General features: G+C 32.8%; 26 protein-coding genes and 1 tRNA gene. 9 read left to right on the plus strand and 18 right to left on the minus strand.

Annotated elements, in window-relative coordinates; translation table 11 throughout:
• Positions 1-49 precede the first annotated feature (49 nt).
• From O5633_RS01070 to hisA, 3 genes are all read right to left on the minus strand, one after another.
• Positions 50-607, minus strand: coding sequence for a thylakoid membrane photosystem I accumulation factor (locus O5633_RS01070; protein WP_269610171.1), 558 nt, complete (start codon positions 605-607; stop codon positions 50-52).
• A gap of 68 nt (positions 608-675) precedes the next feature.
• Complete coding sequence (locus tag O5633_RS01075) at positions 676-2,277, minus strand: DUF3685 domain-containing protein (RefSeq protein ID WP_269610172.1); 1,602 nt, start codon at positions 2,275-2,277, stop codon at positions 676-678.
• A 128-nt stretch (positions 2,278-2,405) separates the two neighbouring features.
• A complete protein-coding gene (gene hisA / locus O5633_RS01080; RefSeq protein ID WP_269610173.1) occupies positions 2,406-3,176 on the minus strand; it encodes a 1-(5-phosphoribosyl)-5-[(5-phosphoribosylamino)methylideneamino]imidazole-4-carboxamide isomerase in 771 nt (256 codons plus the stop codon).
• A 94-nt stretch (positions 3,177-3,270) separates the two neighbouring features.
• On the opposite strand from hisA, the gene O5633_RS01085 reads away from it, so the two are divergent.
• The gene (locus tag O5633_RS01085) at positions 3,271-4,188 is read left to right on the plus strand and encodes an NAD-dependent epimerase/dehydratase family protein (protein WP_269610174.1); all 918 of its coding nucleotides are present in this window, start codon (positions 3,271-3,273) and stop codon (positions 4,186-4,188) included.
• Here the strand turns inward: O5633_RS01085 and pgsA are convergent.
• Entirely contained in the window at positions 4,160-4,732 is a 573-nt protein-coding gene (gene pgsA, locus O5633_RS01090) for a CDP-diacylglycerol--glycerol-3-phosphate 3-phosphatidyltransferase (RefSeq protein ID WP_269610175.1), read from the minus strand. The genes O5633_RS01085 and pgsA overlap by 29 nt on opposite strands.
• A 213-nt stretch (positions 4,733-4,945) precedes the next feature.
• Between pgsA and O5633_RS01095 the strand changes: the two genes are divergently transcribed.
• A complete protein-coding gene (locus O5633_RS01095; protein ID WP_269610176.1) occupies positions 4,946-5,557 on the plus strand; it encodes a PCC domain-containing protein in 612 nt (203 codons plus the stop codon).
• A gap of 209 nt (positions 5,558-5,766) precedes the next feature.
• Positions 5,767-6,654: a GNAT family N-acetyltransferase gene (locus O5633_RS01100; RefSeq protein ID WP_269610177.1), complete on the plus strand. Its 888-nt coding sequence runs from the start codon at positions 5,767-5,769 to the stop codon at positions 6,652-6,654.
• Between the two features lie 12 nt (positions 6,655-6,666).
• Here the strand turns inward: O5633_RS01100 and O5633_RS01105 are convergent, their stop codons facing one another.
• From O5633_RS01105 to nth, 3 genes are all read right to left on the minus strand, one after another.
• Positions 6,667-6,870, minus strand: coding sequence for a hypothetical protein (locus O5633_RS01105; protein ID WP_269610178.1), 204 nt, complete (start codon positions 6,868-6,870; stop codon positions 6,667-6,669).
• A 21-nt stretch (positions 6,871-6,891) separates the two neighbouring features.
• A complete protein-coding gene (locus O5633_RS01110; RefSeq protein ID WP_269610180.1) occupies positions 6,892-7,560 on the minus strand; it encodes an SDR family oxidoreductase in 669 nt (222 codons plus the stop codon).
• A gap of 77 nt (positions 7,561-7,637) precedes the next feature.
• Complete coding sequence (gene nth / locus O5633_RS01115; protein ID WP_269610181.1) at positions 7,638-8,291, minus strand: endonuclease III; 654 nt, start codon at positions 8,289-8,291, stop codon at positions 7,638-7,640.
• A gap of 189 nt (positions 8,292-8,480) precedes the next feature.
• On the opposite strand from nth, the gene O5633_RS01120 reads away from it, so the two are divergent.
• Complete coding sequence (locus tag O5633_RS01120; protein WP_269610182.1) at positions 8,481-9,539, plus strand: ABC transporter ATP-binding protein; 1,059 nt, start codon at positions 8,481-8,483, stop codon at positions 9,537-9,539.
• Between the two features lie 175 nt (positions 9,540-9,714).
• Entirely contained in the window at positions 9,715-10,266 is a 552-nt protein-coding gene (locus O5633_RS01125) for a ferritin (protein WP_269610183.1), read from the plus strand.
• Between the two features lie 307 nt (positions 10,267-10,573).
• Here the strand turns inward: O5633_RS01125 and O5633_RS01130 are convergent, their stop codons facing one another.
• Together O5633_RS01130 and O5633_RS01135 are read right to left on the minus strand one after the other, a co-directional pair.
• Positions 10,574-11,173, minus strand: coding sequence for a Crp/Fnr family transcriptional regulator (locus tag O5633_RS01130; RefSeq protein WP_269610184.1), 600 nt, complete (start codon positions 11,171-11,173; stop codon positions 10,574-10,576).
• Between the two features lie 283 nt (positions 11,174-11,456).
• The gene (locus tag O5633_RS01135; protein WP_269610185.1) at positions 11,457-12,515 is read right to left on the minus strand and encodes a chlorophyll a/b binding light-harvesting protein; all 1,059 of its coding nucleotides are present in this window, start codon (positions 12,513-12,515) and stop codon (positions 11,457-11,459) included.
• Between the two features lie 228 nt (positions 12,516-12,743).
• Between O5633_RS01135 and O5633_RS01140 the strand changes: the two genes are divergently transcribed.
• Positions 12,744-13,502 carry an AhpC/TSA family protein gene (locus O5633_RS01140; RefSeq protein ID WP_269610187.1) on the plus strand — a complete coding sequence of 253 codons (759 nt, stop codon included), beginning with the start codon at positions 12,744-12,746 and terminating at the stop codon, positions 13,500-13,502.
• Between the two features lie 10 nt (positions 13,503-13,512).
• Positions 13,513-13,728: a hypothetical protein gene (locus tag O5633_RS01145; RefSeq protein WP_269610188.1), complete on the plus strand. Its 216-nt coding sequence runs from the start codon at positions 13,513-13,515 to the stop codon at positions 13,726-13,728.
• A 2-nt stretch (positions 13,729-13,730) separates the two neighbouring features.
• On the opposite strand, the gene O5633_RS01150 is transcribed toward O5633_RS01145, so the two are convergent.
• The 4 genes from O5633_RS01150 to O5633_RS01165 all read right to left on the minus strand — a co-directional run bounded on the left by O5633_RS01150 (position 13,731) and on the right by O5633_RS01165 (position 16,585).
• The gene (locus O5633_RS01150; RefSeq protein ID WP_269610189.1) at positions 13,731-14,537 is read right to left on the minus strand and encodes an ATP-binding cassette domain-containing protein; all 807 of its coding nucleotides are present in this window, start codon (positions 14,535-14,537) and stop codon (positions 13,731-13,733) included.
• A gap of 34 nt (positions 14,538-14,571) precedes the next feature.
• Positions 14,572-15,906 carry a Rieske 2Fe-2S domain-containing protein gene (locus O5633_RS01155; protein ID WP_269610190.1) on the minus strand — a complete coding sequence of 445 codons (1,335 nt, stop codon included), beginning with the start codon at positions 15,904-15,906 and terminating at the stop codon, positions 14,572-14,574.
• Between the two features lie 189 nt (positions 15,907-16,095).
• A complete protein-coding gene (locus O5633_RS01160; RefSeq protein WP_269610191.1) occupies positions 16,096-16,287 on the minus strand; it encodes a hypothetical protein in 192 nt (63 codons plus the stop codon).
• 127 nt (positions 16,288-16,414) lie between these two features.
• Positions 16,415-16,585: a hypothetical protein gene (locus O5633_RS01165; RefSeq protein ID WP_269610193.1), complete on the minus strand. Its 171-nt coding sequence runs from the start codon at positions 16,583-16,585 to the stop codon at positions 16,415-16,417.
• A 350-nt stretch (positions 16,586-16,935) separates the two neighbouring features.
• On the opposite strand from O5633_RS01165, the gene galE reads away from it, so the two are divergent.
• The gene (galE, locus tag O5633_RS01170; protein WP_269610194.1) at positions 16,936-17,982 is read left to right on the plus strand and encodes a UDP-glucose 4-epimerase GalE; all 1,047 of its coding nucleotides are present in this window, start codon (positions 16,936-16,938) and stop codon (positions 17,980-17,982) included.
• A gap of 431 nt (positions 17,983-18,413) precedes the next feature.
• Here galE and O5633_RS01175 read toward each other — a convergent pair.
• The 5 genes from O5633_RS01175 to O5633_RS01195 all read right to left on the minus strand — a co-directional run bounded on the left by O5633_RS01175 (position 18,414) and on the right by O5633_RS01195 (position 21,001).
• Positions 18,414-18,490: transfer RNA gene (locus tag O5633_RS01175), tRNA-Met, on the minus strand.
• Between the two features lie 52 nt (positions 18,491-18,542).
• Positions 18,543-19,505, minus strand: a complete 963-nt coding sequence (locus O5633_RS01180) for an asparaginase (protein ID WP_269610196.1) — start codon at positions 19,503-19,505, stop codon at positions 18,543-18,545.
• 3 nt (positions 19,506-19,508) lie between these two features.
• Complete coding sequence (locus O5633_RS01185) at positions 19,509-20,006, minus strand: CGLD27 family protein (protein ID WP_269610197.1); 498 nt, start codon at positions 20,004-20,006, stop codon at positions 19,509-19,511.
• The gene (gene rsfS, locus O5633_RS01190) at positions 19,999-20,373 is read right to left on the minus strand and encodes a ribosome silencing factor (protein ID WP_269610199.1); all 375 of its coding nucleotides are present in this window, start codon (positions 20,371-20,373) and stop codon (positions 19,999-20,001) included. The genes O5633_RS01185 and rsfS overlap by 8 nt, the downstream gene beginning before the upstream one ends.
• Positions 20,366-21,001 (minus strand): DUF3318 domain-containing protein, encoded by a 636-nt coding sequence (locus O5633_RS01195; RefSeq protein WP_269610200.1) that lies wholly within the window; start codon positions 20,999-21,001, stop codon positions 20,366-20,368. Before O5633_RS01195 ends, rsfS begins: the two co-directional genes overlap by 8 nt.
• A gap of 120 nt (positions 21,002-21,121) precedes the next feature.
• On the opposite strand from O5633_RS01195, the gene carB reads away from it, so the two are divergent.
• Positions 21,122-24,430: a carbamoyl-phosphate synthase large subunit gene (carB, locus tag O5633_RS01200; protein WP_269610201.1), complete on the plus strand. Its 3,309-nt coding sequence runs from the start codon at positions 21,122-21,124 to the stop codon at positions 24,428-24,430.
• The last annotated feature ends 160 nt before the right edge of the window (positions 24,431-24,590 follow it).

Raw genomic sequence — 24,590 nt, forward strand, 5'->3', positions numbered from 1 at the left:
GAAAATATTTGATAATTTAATTGAAAACTACAGTGATTTCATTACATTTTCAACTGCCTCGAGGTTTAGTATAACCATCTTTAGATGGCTCACTATTGTATTCGTTAAAACTTTTGACTGTTAGATTAAAATCAGGTTTTTTTAGACCTGTTCCTTTAGTTATTGCATCATTAATTTCATCGAAAGATACTTGACCTTCTTCATCTAGGAGAACATTACCTTTTCCGTCAATAATCACTGTCTGAGGTATCTTCCCATGCCAGTAATAACCTGGGTCTTTAAATGTTTTCTGGTCATCATTGTCTAATTCATCAATTGATAGGGGAATTAAATCAACAGATGAGCTCCACAATAACTTAATACCTGAAACTACAGGTGCAAATTGTTTACTAGTAGCACTATCGTCTAGATAGAAAACTAAAACACTTGTTCTTTCGTTCTTTAATGACTCTGATAATGTGCTTGGTGGTGGAACTAATGATCCGTTACCGGCATAGATTGGGTATATATTCCCGTCGTAACTATCAGTATCTCTAGCTGAATATACTGGATTAACAAATAGAAAAAAAAGTATAAGTAGTGATGAGAATATTCTTATCAAAATCAAAGTAAAGTATTAATTTTATAAATTCTAAAGTCTTAAAGCTGATCTAGCTATATTTATTAATAAATAAATTATCCTTTGGATAGATTTCTCCCCATACCTTGGGCAATACCTCTACCAATTAACCCTATAGATCTTCCAACAACTTTTGTGAGAATTAGAACTATTAAATCACCTAAGTATTGAATTATTGCCTGTACTTGTGGAGCCAAGGCATCTCTTAATTCAACTATAAATGCTATTTGTCTTTGGGCCCAGTCTAATTTCTTTAATTCATCATCTCTAGGTTCAAGGATTGTAATCTTTTCAATTCTATTATTTTTTACTGTATAATACAATCTTTTGCTTTCGTACAATCTAACTGGCTTTTTGAATAGATTTTGAAGTTGATTATTTGTATTGATATGATTTCTTTTACGTTCTAGTTCCCTTGTTGAAAATAACTCTTGATTTAAAAAATATTTACGTAATTCTGGCCATTCAGAGCATGAAGATATAATTTCTTCACTAACTATTTCAGCTGTCCTGAATATCCAATTTAGAATAAATGTTTCTAATTGAATAATTGATCGAGGATCTTCTATTGATAAATATTCTCCATCGATGAGAATCGGCTTATTATTTAATATTGGATCTATTATTAAAGAAATTGAAGGTAGTTCATCATCAATTATTCCAAGCTCTGCATTATGGACTAGAAAGTCTGAAATGAAAACTTCAACGCCATTCTTTTGCAAACGATCATACGAATCTATGAAATTACGCAATGTATTAGCGCGTAATTCAGGAGTGATTGATTGTAAAATCTCATCAAACTCTTTTTTGAGATTATTGTTTGAATCAAGTTTGTTGATAATAATTGAAAATTCTTGCAGAAGCGTTTTCAAGAGGTTACTTCGTTTGCTTATATTTAATGAATAAAGAGCTGCGAGTTCGTCAGTTGAATTTAATAGATCAACTTGAAGTCTCTCTTTTACACGTTTATAAATTACATCCCATAACTCATTAGTTGAAGTGTTTTTTATTGTTATGTCAGTACTATATTTATTAATTAGATTTATATTTTTATTGTAATTATTTTTAATTGGTGACTCTATTAATACCTCTAGCGGACCCCATAACCAGATAATCAATTTCTTTGCTGTTAATAGTTCTCTTTTTCTACCTAGTAATATGAAAGAATAAATTGCATTTATTGATTTCTTGCTTATTATATGATCTATCTTATATAAATCTTTATTTATTTGTGATATACCACTAGTTAATAACCAATGTCCTAATCCATATGAATTATGAATTGAGTTGGCATTGTAATTTGTTTCATTATTAATTTTAAATACTCTGCCGCCACCAAGCAAAATATTGATTGTATCTCTTAAAAGTTCAACAGTAGGATCTTGAATAACGCCTTCACTACCAAAAGTCATCAAATCGGTTGAGGATAATTTAATGCTTTTTGGTATTACAATTAAAATAGGAGATTGATCCCATCTTTCTTTTAACTTAAGGATTTCTAGTTTAATTGAGTTTGAGAGTTCAACTTCTTCAAAGCAAAATAGAATAAGTTTAGGTAATCCAATTATATCTTTTTTGTCTAGGATTATTTCTAAATTATTATCCTGAGATGTTAGCTGCAAAGCCAATGACTCGCCCAATAGTGAAGGCGCTATCATTAAAATTTGTTTTGGTCTTTCTTCGATCAAGTTGAATTCTAGAAACTATCCTTTTAAAGATAACTTGATTTAAAAATACTTCCAGCCCTATCCCATAAATTCAAAAGACCAATCATATTTTCTAAATGTTAGGCAAGATAAGTATCTTTATCATTAAATGAATCTTGAATAAGAAGATTTTTTAGAGTTAATATCGCTTCTTTTAAATCTATTGAGCCGTCATATAGTGCTCTGCCTACGATTATTCCTTCAATACCTTCATTCTCGAAAGCTGCTAGGGAAATTAAATCTGCTATTGAGCCTATCCCTCCTGAGGCAATTACTGGATTAATACTTATTTCAGCCATTTCTCTCAAGGCTTCAACATTAGGTCCTTTTAGAGTGCCATCAGTTGCAATGTCAGTTGATATGATTGCGGCTAATTCAAGATCGTTTAGTTGTTTTGCTAAGTCTAGAGAAGATATTTTGCTTTCTTTTAACCAACCTCGAGTAGCTACCATTCCCTCTTTGGCATCAATTCCTACTGCAACTCTTTGTGGATATTCTTTAGATAGATCTTTTACTAACTCCGGTTTCTCTACCGCAATTGTCCCTAAAATAATTCTGTCTATTCCAATATCGAATAATTCTTTTGCACGATCAATGCTCCTAATTCCACCACCAAGTTGTACGGGTATTGTAATTGATTTTTTTATTTCTTTTATTGTTAGATCATTTATTGGTTCACCAGTCTTAGCACCATCAAGATCTACAAGATGTAGTCGTTTTGCTCCCTGGCTTTCCCACGTTTGAGCTTGTTTTACAGGATCACTATTGAACTTAGTAACTTCATTGTAATTTCCTTGATTTAATCGAACACATTTACCATTCAGTAGATCTATTGCAGGTATGATGTCCATCAAGAAAAAAAATTATTACTATTCATCTAACATCATTTATGTAGCTCTAGGAGATTATCTATAGGCTTTAATATAATTTTTTTAATAAAGTATCTTGAAAGTTCTTTTTTACGGTGGAACAAGGTTTGTAGGAAAAGCTCTTGTCTCGAGATTGCTATCAAAAGGACATGAGATATTTGTATTTACACGTGGAAAATTACCAGTACCAAAAAATATAACTCACCTAAAGGGAGACAGGTTAAATGATGAAGACCTAAAAAAGTTATCTGAGCACACATTTGATCTTATTGTTGATAGCTCTGGACGTAAGTTGGAAGATACGCAAAGACTTCTTGAATTCTCAGGTCTTCCTGATTTTAGATTTATCTATATAAGTTCCGCAGGCGTATATGAAAATACTGGATTATTTCCTGTTAGTGAAGAGAGTCTAATAGATCTTGAAAGCCGTCATATAGGTAAAGCAAAAACAGAGTCTTGGCTGAAAGATGAAGGTATTCCTTTTACGAGTTTTCGTCCGACTTATATTTATGGCCCAGGTAACTACAACCCTATTGAAAAATGGTTTTTTGATCGTATAACTAATGGCCGATCTATTCCTGTTCCTTATGACGGTCAAATCATCACGCAATTAGGACATGTTTCGGATTTGGCCGAGGCTATTTCAAAATCTCTTGAAACAGATAAATCGATTAATCAAATTTATAATTGTTCAGGAACTAAGGCAGTAACTTTTAAAGGCTTAATTGAAACAGCAATTTTAGCTACTGGAAATAGAGTCAATGATTTCAGTTTACGTTCTTTTGATCCTTCAAGACTTGATCCTAAGGCAAGAAAACTTTTCCCTCTAAGATTAACTAATTTCTTTACGGACACTTCAAAAATAGAAAAAGATTTATCTTGGGAGCCTAAATTCGATTTGTTTAATGGTTTAATTGATAGCTATAATAATGATTATCTATTAGCTAATTATGAACAATTTGATTTTAGTTCTGATGAGCTTCTTTTTGATTGAATATATATTTTATTGCTGAACTTAAAGTAAGAAATAATGCTATCCAGAATGATATATAGCCTATTTTATTAATAATATAAATGGTATCATTAGTACCCCAATTGTTGGGCCATAATAATAGAATTATACTAGCAAATTGGAATGTAGTTTTATATTTACCTTGAATTGAGGCTGGACCACCTGAGTTTTTATCAGAACGCCAACTAGTTATTAAGAGTTCTCTCGATATTATTAACCAGACAGTCCATAAGGGTACAAGATTCTCATGCACCAACCAAATCATTGGACCAATTATAAGTATCTTATCTGCCAAAGGATCTAACTTCGCACCAAAAACAGATTTATGATTGTATTTACGTGCAAAAAAACCGTCAAGAAAATCAGTAATACCTGCTATAAGGAATAGAAAAATAAAAATATCATTGTTACCATTCATTAGTAAAATAATTATTGGTAACCCAAGTAATATTCTTGAAAATGTCAGGCCATTTATAATTCTCGGCCAAGTAAAAAATTTATTAGGATTGTTAATTTTTTTGTTCACTTTGTTTTTACTCTTATTTAGTAATTTTGTTTAAAAATCCTTAAGTATGTCCTATATAGAACCTATTATATTATACTAAGAATTAAAATAGTGAAATTATGACTGCATTTCTCATTTTCATGTTTTTCTTATCATTAGGAATAATGGCATTTATCGTAAGAAAATTAGATCAAGAATAACTTAAATGTCTTAATTACTAATAATATTAATATTATGGAACATCATTTTTATAATTTTTCTACAGGAGTAGATGTCTATAAATCATTAAATGAGTTGCATAAAGATCATAACTCTACATCGTTTTTAATAAGCGCTGTTGGCGACCTTTCAAAAGTTTCATTTAAGTGCCCTTTAAATGATAAACCGGTAATTTTTGAAAAGAAATTGGAGATAATAACTTTAAGTGGTTATATAAGATCAACCGAGTCTCATCTTCACATAAGTGCATCTGATGAGAATTGCAGTGTATTCGGGGGACATCTTCTTGCGGGATCAATTGTCCTCAAATCATTAGATGTCTTGATTGGAGTTATTCCTAATCTTAATAAGACATCAATTGGTAGCTCAAGAAATATTCCTGCAACCGTTGATATTTATATTCTGCCTGATTGTCCTTGGTCAAAAAGAGCTCTTAAACTTCTTGATTCTTTTCATTTAAAATATAATTCTCATATATTTACTAATGATGAAGAATTTAATAAAATTAGTAATATAACTTCTATTTCTACTTTTCCACAAATATTTATAAATAATCAATTTATTGGTGGTTATTCTGAGCTTTCTAATATGTCGTCTAAAGGTGCTTTGAAGGGACTTATTTATTAACGCTTTATTTAAAATTAATTTTCGGGGTTATTTTTTTATCTAATATTAAAAATTTTTATATCTCTTTTTTAATATTCGACTAATAGATCTAAAATTTTCTTTATTAATTTATATTATATATATTAGCTAACTGGATGTTTTTTTTTGCTCACATTTATAGATTTAAAATTTTTCTTTATTAGAGTTATTGATAACGGAAAATATAATTTATGGATGATCCTTTATCTATTAAACCCCTATGTGATGCCGATATTGAATTTGTTACTGAAATTTCTAGAAAAGAAGGATTTGCCCCAGGAGTTGGTGATTTAGGAATATATAAAAATACAGACAAACAGGGACTTTGGGTTGGTTGGTTGAATGACAATCCTATTGGATGTATCGCTGGTGTTCGATATAATCAATATTACGGATTTCTTGGATTGTTTATAGTAATTGAAAAGTATAGGGGTAGAGGTTTTGGCCTGCAGCTTTGGAAAAAGGCATTAAGTCATTTAAGCGATTTACCATGTGTTGGTTTAGAGGCAGCTCCAGAGAGAATCACTGATTACTCAAAATGGGGCTTTACTAGTTCCTCAAAAACAACTAGATGGCAATGGTTGGGCGATGGGAAATTACTTGAGGAATACTCTAAGAATGATGATTTAGAAGATTTCAGCTTCGTTGAAGGCTCCTCAATACCTCAAGATGCCGTAGAGAGATTTGACGAAGAGAGAGAAACAACGCCAAGACCTCATTTTTTATCGGATTGGCTGAATCATCCAGCTGGAAAAGTAATTGCAGTTATTGATAAAGAAAACCGATGTCATGGCTTTGGGCGAATAAGACCATGCCTTTTAAAAAACGGAGATGGATGGAGAATTGGTCCTTTAATGGCTGATACTCAAAAGCTTTTGATGATTTTATTGAAAAAATTAATTGAGAGCCATCCTGGATTGATAATCATCGATGCTCCTGGCCTTAATAAGTCAGCTGGAGAAGTTTTTAAAAAACTGGGTTTTAAATCAGAATCTGAAACTTTTAGGATGTATAGAGGTTCTCAACCTCCGGTTTCTATGAATGATGTGTATGGTTTGGCTTGCTTGGAATTGGGTTAAGACTTTCTTTTTTCATGCATTGGAATTTGAGTTTCCTCTGTGAATTTGTTTTTCTTCATTCAATTGAGATTCTAATTGATCAATAAGTGCCGTAACTAATGATTGGAATTCTGGTTGGCATCCTCTGAATGCAGCTTTATGTCTTATTGATTCGTTCCTTGTTCTTAGATCAGTAAGCATTAGCTGCAACGCGTCAATTTTAGCGTTGTTGTTCATAGCGAATTTAAGTTTTTATAGTCAAATACTAAACGCCTTTATTGCCTTACTCATAGTTGTCTTGGGATTCTCTTTGTTACTAGTAATCTCGATAATTTTTTTGATCGAATCTTTTGTTTTTAAGGCTTCTATACAGGCTTTTGCAACCAGTCTTCTGGGGATCGAACCTTCCTCTTGAGTTTTTTCACCAGAAAACAAAATGTTCTGATTTTTTAAATTAGTTTCATTCTCATTCAAACCTCCAGGACGTATGACAGTCCAATTTAGCCCACTTTTTTGTAGAGATCTTTCGCCTAATCTTTTCCATATAAGTATGAGACCAAATAAATTTAGAGGGTGTATCAATTTCCCTGCACAAAGTGAACTAACAAGAATAACCCTTTTTAACTTTTGTCTTTTACAACTTTCAATTTGTTTTTGGATATTAAAATAATCTACTTTTGCTGGACCTGTTAAATCTATAGATGGCCTTGCACCTGTTGCTATAACTAGGCTTTCACAACCTTGTAATGCATAATCAAGAGTGGTCCCATTAGTGTCTGACAAAACGTACCTTTCACAACCTTTTATCGCTTCAGGAATCTCAGACTGTGATCTAACTATCAATCTCACCTCATATCCAGCTGAAATTGCTTCCTCTGCTACTCGGAAACCTGTTTTCCCCGAAGCTCCTGTTATGGCTAATTTCATTAAAAATAATTTTCTTTTCTATGTTTCTAGCAAGAAATACTCCTTTTTGTTGAGATAATAAAATTAATAGATAATTATTAAGCCTTTCTACAAATAATTGGTTTCTTTCTATTAGGGTAAAGTTCCATGCACAGGTTACAGATAGTACCATTACATCCTCTTGCTGAGCAATATTCTCTTCCGTAAAAGATAATTTGTAGATGTAACTTATTCCATCGATCTTTTGGAAAAAGTTTTTTTAGATCCTTTTCAGTTTGTATAACATTTTTACCTGATGATAATCCCCATCTCTGAGACAATCTATGTATGTGTGTATCGACAGGAAATGATGGGACACCAAATACTTGAGACATAACAACACTTGCTGTCTTGTGACCAACGCCAGGCAGTGACTCAAGCTCCTCAAATGAATTTGGAACTATATTGTTGAATTTTTCATAAATAATCCTAGATAAGTTGTAAGTATTTTTTGCTTTAGTTTTTGCAAGCCCAAGTTGTTTTATATAATTGTATATTTTCTGCTCACCTAATATATACATTTTCTTAGCTGAGGGGGCAACCATGAAAAGTTCTTTAGTTAATTCATTGACTTTCTTATCTGTTGATTGTGCACTTAATACAACTGCTACGAGTAGCGTGAAACTATTTTGATGATCTAAGGGTATCGGTGTATCAGGATATATTTCTTCAAGTCTCTTAATTATTATTTTTACTCTTTCATCTTTTTTCATTGCAGTATAAATATCATGGTTTTTAAAGTTACCTAATTAAAACAATTTAGCTGAGGCTAGAGACTTTGATGGGAAAAGATCGTATCATTTTATACTTATAGTTGTAATTTCTGTCCAAAGATTTTTCCTTTTGTGGTTAGTTTGTTTTTAATGGATTTCTAGTGAATAGAATAAACAAAAATAGTTTTGGTGAATACTGAACTAGAAATCCAAAATTTATGGCACGAGTTTAAACCTAACAAAAATAATAATTGGGTTTTAAAAGATATCAATTTATCTCTAAGACCTGGAGAATTAGTTGGTTTGTTAGGCCCTTCCGGTTGCGGTAAAACTACCCTTCTAAGATTAATAGCAGGTTTTGAAAAGCCTAAACGTGGATTAATAAAAAAAGAAGGGCAACTAATCTCAGATAATCAATATCTTCTATCTCCTGAGCGAAGGCAAATAGGCATGGTTTTTCAAGATTATGCTCTTTTCCCTCATTTAAATGTTTGGGATAATGTTTGCTTTGGCATAAATAAGAAAGATCAATCTATAAAAAGAGCAAACTGGCTATTAAATCTATTGGATATTTATGAGTTTAAAAATAGATTTCCTCACGAACTCTCAGGAGGTCAGAGTCAAAGAGTGGCATTGGCTCGTGCTTTGGCCCCTGGTACTTCTTTAGTTTTGCTGGATGAACCCTTTTGTGCTCTAGATGTTGAAGTTAGATCTAGATTAAGGTCAGAACTATCTTCTGTTTTAAAATCTTGCTCAGCATCTGCACTTTTAGTTACTCATGATCCTCATGAAGCATTAGCTATTTGTGATCGGGTGGCTGTATTAAGAAGGGGAGAGATTCAGCAATATGCAACTCCTTTTGAGATGGTTTCAAACCCATCAAATGATTTTGTAGGTCAATTTGTACTTCAAAAAAATATTTTGCCTATTCGATACATTAAAGATTCCTATTGTACATGTATAGGTAAATTGAATTTTCCTACTGATACCAAGATATCATCTGAATCTGTTTGTATGTTTGATAAAAATGCAATTCGGATACAAGCTTGTGCAGATGATGACTTTATAGTTATTTCAAAAGAATATCGCATCAATCATTATGTCTATACTGTAATTAATAAAGACCTAAAGTTAAGATCAGAGATGAGCTTGGATACACATTTATCTATTGGAGATAAATGCAAAGTTCAAACAATACATGAAAAAAGTTTTTTGGTTTTACCTGAAAATATTAAATCTAATTTCTAAATAGTTTAAATGCTTAATTAAGTATATATTTAATTTTTTGACGCAATTGAGATTCATTATCAAATAAATAAATATCAAATTTTAAGTTAATAACAACAATATGATACAAAAAGAGCTATCATTTGAATGAACAAAAAATTAGTTTTTGCGTTCTTTGCCCTAGCTTTTTTTTGTTATGCAATCAGCTACATCCAGTTCAATAGGTATTAACGTAGGTCCTTCAGGCCGTGCTATTGCGCAGCCTATGGATGTTGATCTTCTTGAGGCTCTTTATCAACATACTTCTCTTGAAAGGGTATCAAGCGCACAATATTTAGCTATGTCTCTTTGGTTCCTAGAAAGAGAACTAAGAGGTTTTTCTTCATTTTTCAAGAAAGAATCTTTATCTGAGCAGGAGCATGGATTTATCTTCGCTAAATATATGATTGCTCGAGGTCAAACAGTTGAGCTTGAAGAAGTAACTAAACCAATACAAGAATGGCAGACGGTCCAGGAATTAGTTGCTTTGTCTTTCCAAATGGAGTCTGACGTAACAACATCTGTTCAACAGCTTTATTCAATGGCAGAGAGATCAAATGATACTCGTACTACGGTATTCCTTGATCCTGTTATAGACGAGCAAATTAAATCAGAAGATGAAATGGCTTATTTGCTAGGTAAAGTTAAATTTGCTAATAATGATCCTTCAGCTTTATTCATAATTGATAATGAATTAAATATTAATTAAATTTATTATTTCTTTGGACTTATATTTGTTGAAAAGAATTAGATCTTTTAGTTATTTCTAATAGAAATTCTAGAGACAAATCATGAGAATTTTTTTTGAACATACTCTCAGAAATTGCTAATATTTTTATTTTATTTTTATTTAGTTTATCCAGCTCTAGCCTTAATCTTTTTGATAGAGATTTATTATGACAAGTCTTTAAAGAGCTATTAATGTTTTTGGATCTAACCTTTATAAATTCTATCTCTTTGCAGAGTGAAAAAACAATAGATTCTGAACAGGAAAATATATTTTTATTCATTATTTATTAGGCTGTTAATGGTGATGACTCAATGAACTCCGGCGAAAGACTTAGAGTTGGATCACCTGATGGCGCTTTTAGTAAATCTGCTGTTCTCAGTCTTGAAATTAAACGAGTAGAAGTAACCCTTGTCGACCCAATTAGCTCTCCAATTCTTTCATGAGTAAGTCTGAATGGTAATTGGCACCAATCACCACATCTTTTACCAAGTCGATTAACTAATAAAGCAAATAAAGCTTGTAGTCTTTGTTCAGCGTTACCCAAATGTCTAATTCTAAGAAGCTGAAGAGTCCACTCATTGACAGCGTCATATCCTCCTCTAGCCTCTTCTGATGTTTCAGCATCACTTACAAAGCAAAGCGGGGTTAAAGCTTCTACACATACACCTTCACTGCAAAGTCGGTCTGTTCTGAGTTGATCGCCTGATTGCAAGAAAGCCAATGTCATCCCTTCAGTCTCTTCACAAGGGCAGTAAACACGAGCTATACCATCCAAAACTTCCAAGCATGTATCTCCTCTCCTTGAGGAAGGATCTATTAACACCGATTGCCCCGTTGCCATCCGGACCGCTGATGATGGTGTCTCTGCGTAGCTTCTAAAGCTCATGAAAACCTAAAGGAGCTTGTTGGATTTATAATTTACACAAAATCTATTCCTTTTTGCAACCGATTCTCAATAGCAACAAGCTCTTGAGATTTTTTTACAAGTTTTTACTTATAAATGTATAAAAAATTACATATAAATTAGGCTTTTGTTTCTCTGGGGATTTTTGAGTGAACGTTTAGTGACATTAGTGTCCTATTTCCTGTAATCGTTTTTACTAGAAATATCGCAAAAAAAAAGGCCCGCAAGCGGGCCTTTTCACTATTTTAATTAATTAGGTTACTAATTAACCGTTAGTGATTTTTGCGTTTTCCATATTGTCGAACGCTTTGCCTACACGTCTGAAGTCAAATCCCATAGCTCTTAAAGCATGCCAGAGGTGACCCTGGATGAAGAAGAAACCAAGATAGAAGTGAACATTTGCTAACCATGCTCTAGCTGTGTGGGCGCCAGTAGCAAGTGATGCGTCGGTATCAACAAAATAAGGAGCAAAGTCAAACTTCAGTTGAAGTACATCTCCAAAGAATTCTGTTGAATAAACAGTTGTGTTTGTTGAACTCCAGAAAGCTGCAACAAGAGCACAATAGCCAACACCAGCGAGTGAGTATGAAAGAACAGCTTCAGCTGAAAGGAGTCCTTTACCTTTGAATTCCGTGTACTCACCAAATTGCTTAGTGATGATGTGGAATGCACCACCAATTATTTGGAAAAATGCTAAGAAAGCATGGCCACCCATTACATCTTCTAAACTAGAAATTTGAAGGAAATCAGCTTGGTGATTCCAAATCATTCCTAAATCTAGATTGTAAGAGACTGTACGAGTAGCTCCTAGAGCAGTATCCCAAATACCATGATATTGAGCCCATTCAACGAATTGAATGTTTGCCAAACCTAGGAAAATTAGGTGGTGACCAAGAATAAATGTAAGTTTGTCTGGATCATCCCACTCGAAGTCAAACTTTTTAGGACGACTTCCTTCTGGGTAGTTTCCTAAATCACCGTCATATCTTGTGGAGTGAAGAATTCCACCAGCACCAAGAACACCAGAGAAAATAAGGTGAAGTACAGCAATAACTGTGCAACCATATGGCTCAGTTATTACTCCGTTTTCGATTCCACCTATTCCAAGTTGAGCAAGGTGAGGCAAGCAGATCAAGTTTTGATTACCCATCGCAACGGATGAGTCATAACGAGCTAGCTCAAATAAAGTGAACGCACCTGCCCAGAACATCATCAAACCAGCATGGGCAGCATGCGCAGCGATGAATTTTCCGGAGCGATTGGCCGTCCCTGAATTACCCGCGTACCAGTCATAGGTAACGCTAGGATTCCCGTAGGTCTGCACGAGAAATAAACAAAGAACAGTAAGAGGATATATTTATAGGTCTGTAAGTTCCATATCCCTTCACATTGCTTATTGAAATTGTAGGTTTTGTACATATTTCGCGAACATCTGCTACTAAATATGATCTTCGTGTTATGGGATCATTTATTCCTTAAGTCGCCTTACTCACTACGTTATTCGCTTGTAGAGATAGTTAAAGGTCATATTCCACCTTAGAACTTTGTTATTTTGAAAACAAAGCTAAATGCATTAATGGATTGCAAAAATATTATTATTGAGTTTATTGGAATAGAAAGGGGAGAGAGGTTTTTTCTGAAAAAAAGAAAGAAGTTGATAGTTTTGCTGGGTTCTTTTGCTGATTTTGACAGTTTTGAATACGCTCAACAATTAAGTGCCCAATCAAAAAAACTTTCTAAGCACTCAGTTGATTTGTTATTGATAGGAATTGGCAGTGAAAAATCTAAAGATTATTTTTGTAGTTTTAATAAGATTGATATTCAAAATGTTATTGCATTAAGAAATGCAGACCTTCATGAAAAACTTAAACTGAATCCAGGGTTTGTTTCACGACTACCAGCAATAGTTAATTTATTAATTATGTGTGCAGGTATAAATTCCAGAGGTACAATTAAAGAGGTTATAAGAGGTTACCTTGGGGATAAAAATTCAAAGAATTTATTTAGTTTTAATGAGGATATAATTATAGGACCTTTCTCCTTATTCAAAGGGGAAATGTTTGATATTTTTTCTAAAAAACAACATTTACGTCCTTTTGAACTAGCTACTAGGAGACTTTCTAATATGATTCAAATCCTATGTAATTGGAATATATATGTTCCTGACTCCTCATTTCTAACGCAGAGAGGGGCAACAATATTATTAAATGAAAAAAATGAGGTCTTATATGAATTTTTTTCAGAGAGCCTTCTAGGATATTCAAGAAAAATGAGTGAACCATTATCATTCCTAGAAAATATATTGAATTAATTTAATTGTAATGATTGCAAATAAATGCTTAGTCTGTGGAAGCTCTAATATGAGAGCAGATCGTTCATTATCAGGAAGATTAGTATGTAATTCATGTGGAACACCTTTTGGAGTTAGACGAGCAGGGGAAAATAAAATAAATAATTTCAATGTTTTTTCATTAAACAGAAAATATACCTTATTCATCTGTATATTTATAATTGCTTTTACTCTAGTGATTATTTAGTTTTATTCTGGTATACCTCTCCAGTATTCCTCTTGCTTCATTACATTAAGAGAAATTCCAAAAAGATCACTAAGTGTTTTTGAAGTTATTAATTCATTAGGATTCCCATCTTTTATTATTTTACCTTCTTTTATCAAAAGAACTCTATTAGTCTTAGACAGTATAGATTCTAAATTATGTGTAACATAAATTATATTTACTGATTGGTCAATTAATTTATTTATGTTCTTATTTAAAATATAATTTGATTTTATATCTAAATTAGAAAAAGGTTCGTCAAGGACTAGTATATTGGGTTCATAAACAAGAGCTCTAGCTAGTAAGGCTCTCCTTCTTTGACCATCTGATAATGAGGTGAAATCTTTATCAATAATATTATTTAGTCCCCATTTATTTATTAGATTATATATTTTTATTTTTTCTTTTTCTGAAAGTAATTTAGAGTATCGTGAATTGAATGTCCCAGAAAAACCTGATATAATTAAATCATAAAGCTTTACTCCTTTGTTTACTCTTTGTTCCATTTCTTTAAATAAAAATCCAATCTTTTTCCTTACATCCCAAATATTTATGTTTTCCTGATTAAATAGTTTCAATGAACTATGCTTTGATGCTATAGGATAAATGGATCTATTTAATAACTTTAAAAAAGTTGATTTACCAGACCCATTTGGGCCTAATATGAGTATATTTTCACCATAATTCAAATCAATATTGATATTCGATAAAATCTCTACTTTATCAATGTAAACATTTATATTTCTAAAAGTTGCCCAGCTTATTAAATCTTTTTTAGATTCAATTCTCATTTGTATAATTATATTTAATTATAGTATTTTTTAATTACACTAATAGAAGAATAAAACTTATTGGGAATAATAATCTTGTCAAAAGCTTAATAATTATCTTTCTATTATTCTTTATTGCCATATTAGGATTTTCTGGTGGATATTTCATCCCTCTATCCTCATGAACAGAGTTGGTTAATGAATTAGTGGGATGTAAATCCCATGGTTTTTCTTTGTTTAATGCGTTTTGTAGCCAATCCCAGTAATATTGTACCATTTTATCTTCGCCTAATAATTTGACATTATCCTTTTGTATATAACCCATCTGATCATTAAATGTTTGGGTCTTTAATACTAAATAATCTTCTGTAAAAATCTTATAAAATGTTCTTCGTTGTAAATGGCTAAATAAAACTAAATTTGTGAATATCTTATTTTTTAGGAATTTCCTGTAATGTCTCACTATGACTCTTGCTTTATTACTTCCTAGTGGAATATGATCAAGAACTTGAATATATCTTGTACTTTCAGGTGAGCCTTTATATATAAAAATCCTACCTGGAGGTACAAATTTTATTCTAATAAACTCTTCTTGCCCATTTGTTTTATATGAATAAATACTTTCTATTTGTCTATTATCTCTTTTTATTTTTTGATTAAAACTAGTAATGGTTTCCCTGTTAACATTTTTGTCTGGAATAGTATCTCCGTGCATCCAGAATACATGTAATATATCTAGATGGTTTTCAATAATCCTTGCCCAATCCGCTTTGAAATCTACATATACTTCTTCATATTCGTACTCTAATGATGGAAATCCATAGGAATCAGGAAGAAGGCTATTTATTGAAGACTTGATCTCAAAGTCTTCAATATTTGCAAGTGGTGTCCCAGTATAATATATATAAATATAACCTTCTTTTTCTATGCATGGGTACTGAAAAAGCTTTATGCTTTTAGCATAATTATCATAATTAGAATCAATAATATGCTGACAAGTTATTCTATCTAAGTTTGTACAACTTCCTTGAGATGAGAACCTTGCCCCATGATAAGGACAAACAAGTTGTCCGTTTATAACTTCACCACCTAAAAAAGAAGCTCCTCTATGGGGACATACGTCTTTTACACATCTAACAATTCCTTCCCTATCACGATATAAAACAAGTGGCTCATTATATATTGTGAAGTGATTTAATTTACCCTCTTTGATTGTCTCACTGCTCGATACTGAATACCATCCCAATAGTCCATTAGTTAATTGATTAGATGGCTTTGAAGAAATATTATCTATGTCTTTTACTGTATTTTGCTCATTAAAAGCTGAACTAATGAGATTATTAGTCTCATATTCATATGAATTATTTTCTTTTCCTTTTTCTTCTTTCATAGACGAGCAGCTCTTTTTGTGAGGTGTTTAGCTCATTTAAAGAGTATTCTCCTGATATGTTTAAAGTTCCAAAAAAATAGCACCTAAAGCCTTCGAGAATCGATTAAATTTACATAAAAAAACTTGTATCCATATTAGCTGAACCTCTATTTGATTTTATCTCTTTTTTGTGTCCATGGAATCTTATATTTAAAGGCTTTTTGGAGAGATCTCTATGCTAGATACAAATTCTGATGCTTCCTCAATATCATTGCAGAATTTACAGGTTCCAAGATAGCAACCAAGGTATCTCATGAAAGAGGTTTTACCTCCTGTTAGTAGGTATTTATGGATAGTGCCTCCATGGGGAGTTGATTTTACTAGTTGAGGTAAAGCAGCCATTAACAAATTATATTTTTTATAATTTGCTTTTTATATCAATAAATTGCAATAGGTAAATCTACTAAAATCAGTTGAGATGAATATGTCTTTAGTTTCTCTTTAGCTTATAAAAGCCATAATGAGTATTTTAATCGGCATAACCATCATCGTCATCTGATTGAATGATTCGTGGAGTGTTTTTCATATGCTCGTCCCATGGATGAACATATGACTCTTTGTCAGAGTAAACCTCACTTTTTAGTTCTTCTATCAAAGTTTCGAATTGTTTGATGATTCTCTTTAAGTTGTCCTTTTTCATATATATAGTTTTGATTAAATAGATTTTGTATTTATTATACTAAATATATTCTTAAAATATTTATTTACTTTATTTATTTATAATATTTGATTCCACACGTAGTTATAAAAAAAATATGTTTAAAGTTTACGAGGTAACAAAAATATTTATTATATTAATTGATAATATAATGATAGACAATTGGAATAGTTTTAAATTAATATCAGTATAATTTTCAAAAAAAGTGCTTAATAGATTCAATTTGGTTTTATTAGGTGCTAATCTGTAATTTAGAATAGATGAGAAAAAGTCTTTTTCTTTTTAGGCTAGTGTCAAATGACGTTTTCTCTTGAATCGATACATAACCTATTATGAGGGTACTTTTAACTGGTGGTTCTGGATTCATAGGTTCTCACATTGCTTTGTTGTTGCTTGAGAAGGGATATGATGTATTAATAATAGACTCTTTCGTTAATAGTTCTCCAAATGCAATTAAAGCAATTAAAAATTATTTAGATGATAAAAATTTAAATTATAATTTAAAAACGATTAATTGCGATATTAGAGATAAACAACTTTTAGGTAAAATTTTTATCGATTCTGCTAAAGAATTTAATCCGATACAAACGGTTATTCATCTTGCTGGCTTGAAGTCTGTATCTGAATCTTTTATTAACCCCCTTCTTTATTGGGATGTAAATGTTTGTGGTACAGAAAATCTTTTAGCTACTATGAATGAAAATGAATGTTATTCAATAGTTTTTAGTAGTAGTGCAACTATCTATGGCTTAACAGATTCTATTCCCATAACTGAAGACCATAAAATCTCACCAATTAACCCCTATGGCAAAACAAAGGTCGCAATTGAAAATATGTTTTATGATTTATATAGATCAAATATAAGCTCTTGGAAGATTTGTTCCTTACGCTACTTTAATCCTGCTGGTGCTCACCCATCTGGTTTTATTGGAGAAGATCCAGTCGGAATTCCAAATAATCTATTCCCTTACATCACTCAGGTAGCAAGTGGAAGAAGAAAGTTTGTAAATGTTTTTGGTGATGATTGGGAAACTAATGATGGCTCAGGAGTTCGAGATTATATTCATATTATGGATTTGTCTGAAGGTCATATTAGGGCTTTAGACTTTTTATGTTCTAATAAATCATGTTTAGAATTTGTCAATTTAGGCTCTGGAAAGGGTTACTCAGTATTTCAGATCATTAGTCAATTCGAGCAATCTACCGGTTCTCAAATTCCATTTTCAATTCAAAGCAGAAGAGATGGTGACTTAGCCAAAAGTTATGCAGATATTTCAAAAGCAAAAAATCTTTTAGGATGGGCTCCTAAAAGATCATTAGAGCAGATTTGCTTGGATGGATGGAAATGGCAAAGGAAAAATCCAAATGGTTATACTTAATAATCGTTATCATCATGATGGCAAAATCTTAACTTACATTCTTCGTAATCTTTCACTGGTGAAGTTTGCTTCCTATTTGAATTCGACTGGATTTGCCTATTGTTAATCAATGTTGTTAAAGGGATTAATCAATACTTTCCACGAAAAAGTTCAAGCATAGAAATAGTAATAATAAAAAGGCTTAATAGCCCTCTTGAAATTCTTCCTGTGGGAAGATTTGAATTTACGATCTTAGGGGTATTCGTTCAATGAATACCTGAAATGTTTCGATATCTTTGGCATTGCTTTTATGGTATGAAAAAGTCAGAAAAATCTGATTCAACTTTTTTTAGGTTATTCAAAAATGTTCAACTTTTATTAAAAGTTGAATTGGTTTATTCCTTTTAATCAATTTTGGGTAAAAAAAAAGCCCCTAAGGGCCTGGATTTAATTGGTGGCGGGGGGAAGATTTGAACTTCCGACCTTCGGGTTATGAGCCCGACGAGCTACCAGACTGCTCTACCCCGCGAAGTAATAGGAGCATACATCTTTATGTGACGTAAAATACTGGTTTGTTTGGGTTAGGGGATCTTTAATTGTCCTTCAACTTCAAGATAGATACCAGGTTTTTTTTGGAGGATGCTTTCATCTAGTTCCTCTAATGCAGATGGAGTAATCCATTCAAGTTGACGCAATAGATGTATTGCTACTGCATGCTTTGCTCTTTTCGATCCATCTTCGACCTTTATTGAGAGTCCAAGTCCTTCGCCCAAAAGACCAATACATTGAATACCCTCACTTCCACCTTTGCTAATAATTTGATTGTGACCTAGTTTTATTAATTCAGAATCAAAACATCCCTCTCCAGCAAGTAGATCTGGGTGATGTGTCATTGCACGAGTTATTTTTTCAAATTCAGGTTGATCCGATCTAGATAAGTGTGCATACAAAACAGCCATCTGGGATAAACGCAAAAGTAATGTTGGCGCACCACAGTCATCTCTTTCAGCAATTAATTCTTCTGCTGGGATTTTTAACAACTCTGAAACTCTTCTGAAAATTTCTTTCTGAAGTGGATGATGTCCCATTAGATAGTTTTCTAGATCCCAGTTCATTTTTTTGCATGTAGCTAGAAATGCAGAATGCTTTCCCGAACAATTATGTTGAAGTTTACTTTTTTTATTTGGTGGAACTGGGCATTTTAAATTCTTAATGTCAATATCTGCATTCCAAAGGAGTTTGAAAGCAATTCTTGCTTGATCTGCTGATCCAGAATGTGAGCCGCATGCAAGGGCAAGGGCTCTTTCATCTAAATTATATTTTTCTGAAGTTCCGCTTGTAAGAAATGGCAAAACCTGGAAAGGTTTTAATGCTGATCTTATGAAAGTTTCATAATCAGATGACCCCGCTTTCATAAGGGTCCTACCTTTCGTGTCGCAAATTGAAGCGTGTGCCCTATGAATTGATTCCACACTTGAACCTCTTTTGACTAGGATCCTCAAATAATTTTTATTATTTGTTGATAATTTGTCTTTTAGATTCATAATCTAATTTATATCCAATAATAAGAAAAAGGTTGAACAAAGAATAATAAATATAATCAATATTATTATCTTCAACAGGTGATTTAAGATGGGTTTAACCTGATATTGAGCTATTAGCAATTCTTTTGCTCTCCAATCAATTGGTTTTTCCCATATCTGTCCATCATACCAACCAGACTCTTCATATTCGATGTTTTCAGAATTAAGACGTTTATATATGTATATCCAACTTAACCATTGTCTAATTAGTAATAAAATAGGAAAGACAAGAGAAGTAGTTAAGCTTACTAATGTAAGTTCAAAAATGTTATTTTTTAAGTAATCACTTCCATAAGAAATTGTTAAACTTAATGGTATAATAAGTAACCAGCTAAATATTAATTTCCTGTAGAAAATGCTTTTTTCTAAAAAAGGCCAGGAGATTATCCATGAGCTTCTAACGCTATTAAATTCATTTAAAGGCCTTTGGTTTGGGGGTACAGGACATATTATTTTATTCATACTTTAATGCGATTAATTTATTATTTATAAAATCATGAATAATTCCATTACTCCAGAAAGATTCTAAATCGTAGTATTTTCTTTCACTAGGTTGAAAAACATTTATTATTAGATCTCCATAATCTAATAATGCCCATTTTGCTTCGTTTATTCCTTCCTTTCGGAGAGGAAGGAGGTCGGCTTTTTCTCTCAGTATTTTTTCTACATTATTGACTATGGCCCTTACTTGAACATCAGAAAGTCCTTCAGTAATTAGTATCCAATCGGCAATACTTGAGACTTCGTCAACTTTTAAAAGTTTTATATTTCCAGCTTTTCTGTCATCACAAGCATTTGCAGCTAATTCAATAAGCAAATTACTATCCATAAACATTTTCACTTGTAACTGATTTCTTAGATCCCTCTTGAGATGCCATTTCTGCCCGAGCTCTTTCGGCACTCTTTCTAAGTGCTTCTAATCTATCTTCATAAAATGTTCTCTTTTTTTTCTTTCTAGATTTTTCTACCAAATCTTTTAACGCACCACCAAGACTTTTATAAGCATTCGGAACGCTATATCCAAATCTACAAGCTAAATCAATAGCTCTCTCATCAGCGGATATAGCGTCTTGGAGGCGTTTTTCAGAATTATTCTTTAAATACAATCTGTATCCTGCAAAACCTGATAATCCAAGTGCCATTAAAAGTAACAATCCATCTTGTACCCATAATTCTCCTATTGCACCACCTAAACCTATTGCAAGAGCTGCCATTTCCCAGCCATCTCTAGGGATGGTGTCATTTTGAATGCGTCCCACCTCATGCCAAAACAATAAATTTCTATGATCTTGAGCTAAGTAGTCCCATTGATCCAAGTCAACTTGGATCTCCACTTCGTCTCGCCCAATTTCTTCAAGCGTGATTAAGGGGGGATCTATTGCTGCTGCGGCTTCAATGAATACCCAGCTTTGGTTTTCAGGTGGCAGCAGCCCTTTAAGGCGCTGTAGTTCGCTCATACTCTTTGTTTCTTATTCGGAAAGTTGGTTAAACTTTAATGGTAGTTTGCCGATCTAGACAGTAGATGATAAACAGATACCTAGAATGCGTGACATAAATGAAGTTTACAAGAAATTCAAATGCCACGGCGTAAAGATATACGTCGGATTTTGATACTGGGCTCTGGACCAATTGTTATTGGACAGGCCTGTGAATTCGATTATTCCGGTACCCAGGCATGCAAAGCGTTAAGAAGCGAAGGCTTTGAAGTCATTTTAGTTAACTCTAACCCGGCTTCAATAATGACGGATCCTGAAACGGCAAACAGGACTTACGTCGAACCTTTAACGGCTTCGGTTGTTGAACAAATTATAGAAATAGAAAGACCTGATGCTCTTTTGCCCACAATGGGTGGGCAAACTGCTTTGAATATATCTGTAGAATTGGCAGAATCTGGGATTTTAGAAAAATATAAGATTGAATTAATTGGTGCCGATCTTAATGCGATTAAGAAGGCTGAGGATAGAAATTTATTTAAAATAGCGATGAATAATATTGGTGTTGAAGTATGTCCATCTGGTATAGCTTCCAACCTTCAAGAAGCTGAAATAGTTGGAAATGAAATTTCTTTATTTCCAAAAATTATTCGTCCCGCTTTCACATTAGGAGGAAGTGGAGGCGGTATTGCTTATAACCAGGATGAATTTTTAGAATTATGTAAAACAGGCCTAGATGCTAGTCCTGTTTCTCAAATACTTATCGAAAAATCTCTTTTAGGTTGGAAAGAATTTGAGTTGGAAGTTATGAGAGATTTATCAGATAATGTTGTAATTATATGCAGCATTGAAAATGTTGATCCAATGGGAGTTCACACTGGAGATTCTATTACAGTAGCTCCTGCGCAAACTCTTACTGATAGAGAATATCAACGTTTAAGAGACTATTCAATTTCAATAATTAGGGAAATTGGAGTAGCAACAGGTGGAAGCAATATCCAATTTGCAATTAATCCTATTAATGGTGAAATTATAGTAATTGAGATGAATCCTCGTGTTAGTAGATCATCAGCTTTAGCTAGTAAAGCTACAGGTTTTCCTATTGCTAAAATTGCCGCTCTTTTGGCTGTTGGTTATAGACTAGATGAGATTACTAACGATATTACTGGCAAGACTCCAGCGTGCTTCGAACCTTCAATTGATTACGTAGTTACTAAAATACCTCGTTTTGCATTTGAAAAATTCTCAGGGAGTTCTTCAATTCTAACTACTTCAATGAAGTCAGTAGGTGAGGCTATGTCGATAGGTAGATGTTTCGAAGAATCTTTTCAAAAGGCAATACGATCTTTAGAAACAGGACTAAGTGGTTGGGGGTGTGATCGAGTTGATCAGAAGGTCTCTTCTATTGAATTAGAAAGACTATTAAGGACGCCCTCGCCAGAAAGAATAATGCATGTTCGATTAGCAATGAAGAATGGACGTAGTGATAAAGAAATTTTTTCTTTTACTAAAATTGATCCTTGGTTCTTATCTAAACTTAGAAATATAGTCAATGCAGAGGATCAATTACTTAAGTATGAAAATATTAATCAATTAGAGCCTAATTTTTTATTCAAACTCAAACAAATTGGATTTTCTGATTATCAGATTGCCTTTGCTCTAAATACTGATGAATTAACAATTAGAGCTAAAAGAACTTCCCTAAAAATAGTTCCTGTTTTTAAAACAGTTGACACTTGTGCTTCTGAATTTTCCTCTAATACACCATATCATTATTCTACATATGAAAGACCAGCCTTCAAGATTGATACCGAAGGAAATATAATCAAAAATATTAATCTTAATGAAATTAAAAATGAGAATAAAAATAAAATTTTAATTCTTGGTGGAGGTCCAAATCGTATTGGACAAGGCATTGAATTTGATTATTGTTGTTGTCATGCTTCTTATCAAGCTCAAGAGGAAGGTTATACAACAATAATGATAAACAGTAATCCCGAAACTGTTTCTACTGATTATGACACTAGCGACATACTTTACTTTGAACCTTTAACTCTGGAAGATGTCCTAAATGTTATTGAATTTGAGGAACCTTATGGAATAGTTGTTCAATTTGGAGGACAAACTCCTTTAAAACTTTCTTTGCCAATAGTCAATTGGTTAGAGAAATCGGAAAACTCACAGTTACGAACAACAGTTTTAGGTACATCCCCTATGTCAATTGATTTGGCTGAAGATAGAGAGCAATTTGACAAGGTTTTAAGGAAACTGGATATTAGGCAACCCAAAAATGGTCTTGCTAGAACTTTTGAAGAATCTTTGAATGTAGCTAATAAAGTTGGCTATCCATTGGTTGTTAGGCCTTCATATGTTCTCGGTGGTAGAGCTATGGAAATTGTTTATGAGCAAGATGAATTGGAAAGATACATAAAGGAAGCTGTAAACGTTGAGCCAGATCATCCAATCCTTATCGATCAATATTTAGAGAATGCAATTGAGGTCGATGTTGATGCTTTGTGCGATGGAAGCAAAAATGTTGTGATTGGAGGATTGATGGAGCATATAGAGCCCGCTGGTATTCATTCAGGTGATTCAGCCTGTTGCCTTCCTTCTATAACACTCTCTGCAGAATCAATTAAAACAATTAAGCATTGGACAAAATCTTTAGCTATTGAACTTGATGTAGTTGGTCTAATCAACCTTCAATTTGCTGTTAAGAGAGATGATGAGGGCAATGAGATTGTTTACATTATTGAGGCAAATCCAAGAGCTTCAAGAACAGTTCCTTTCGTTTCTAAAGCCACTGGAGTCCCTCTTGCGAAAATTGCAACGCAGTTGCTTTTAGGTAAAACACTAAAAGATATTGGATTAAATCAAGAACCAATTCCTCCACTTCAGGCAATTAAAGAGGCTGTTATGCCTTTTAAACGTTTCCCTGGCTCAGACAGTCTTTTAGGACCCGAAATGCGCTCAACTGGTGAGGTTATGGGATCTGCAAAAACTTTTGGAATGGCCTATGCAAAATCCGAACTTGCAGCCGGTGAGGGATTACCTACTTCTGGTTTTGTCTTCTTATCTACTCATGATCGAGATAAGCCGGCATTGATTCCAGTAGCAAAGAAATTAATTGAACTAGGTTTTTCAGTTCTGGCTACATCTGGCACTTCCAACTATCTTGAGAAATTTGATTTAAATGTAGAAAGGGTCCTTAAGGTTCACGAAGGAAGACCAAATATAGAGGATCTGATTAGATCAGGAAAGGTTCAGTTGGTAATAAATACTCCCATTGGCCGTCAAGCGATTTATGATGATAAATACCTTAGAAAAGCAGCTCTTGACTATTCTGTCCCAACTTTAACAACCCTGAAGGGTGCTAGTGCTGCAGTAAAAGGGATAGAGGCTTTGCAGAATCAAATTCTTTCAGTTTCAGCTTTGCAAGATATTCATTCTTAACCATCTTTTTGCTAATTATTTAAAAAATACGTCTTTTAAATATTTTTTTTAAATAATTTTAATTTAGTGAATTTGTTCTCTCTAAACTGTCATAAATTAACTTTATATTCATTTTTTCAGCTTCTTTTTTGCCGTTTTAGGCAAAGCTCTATTACTACCT

Source organism: Prochlorococcus marinus str. MIT 1013, assembly GCF_027359395.1.
GTDB lineage: Bacteria > Cyanobacteriota > Cyanobacteriia > PCC-6307 > Cyanobiaceae > Prochlorococcus_B > Prochlorococcus_B marinus_E.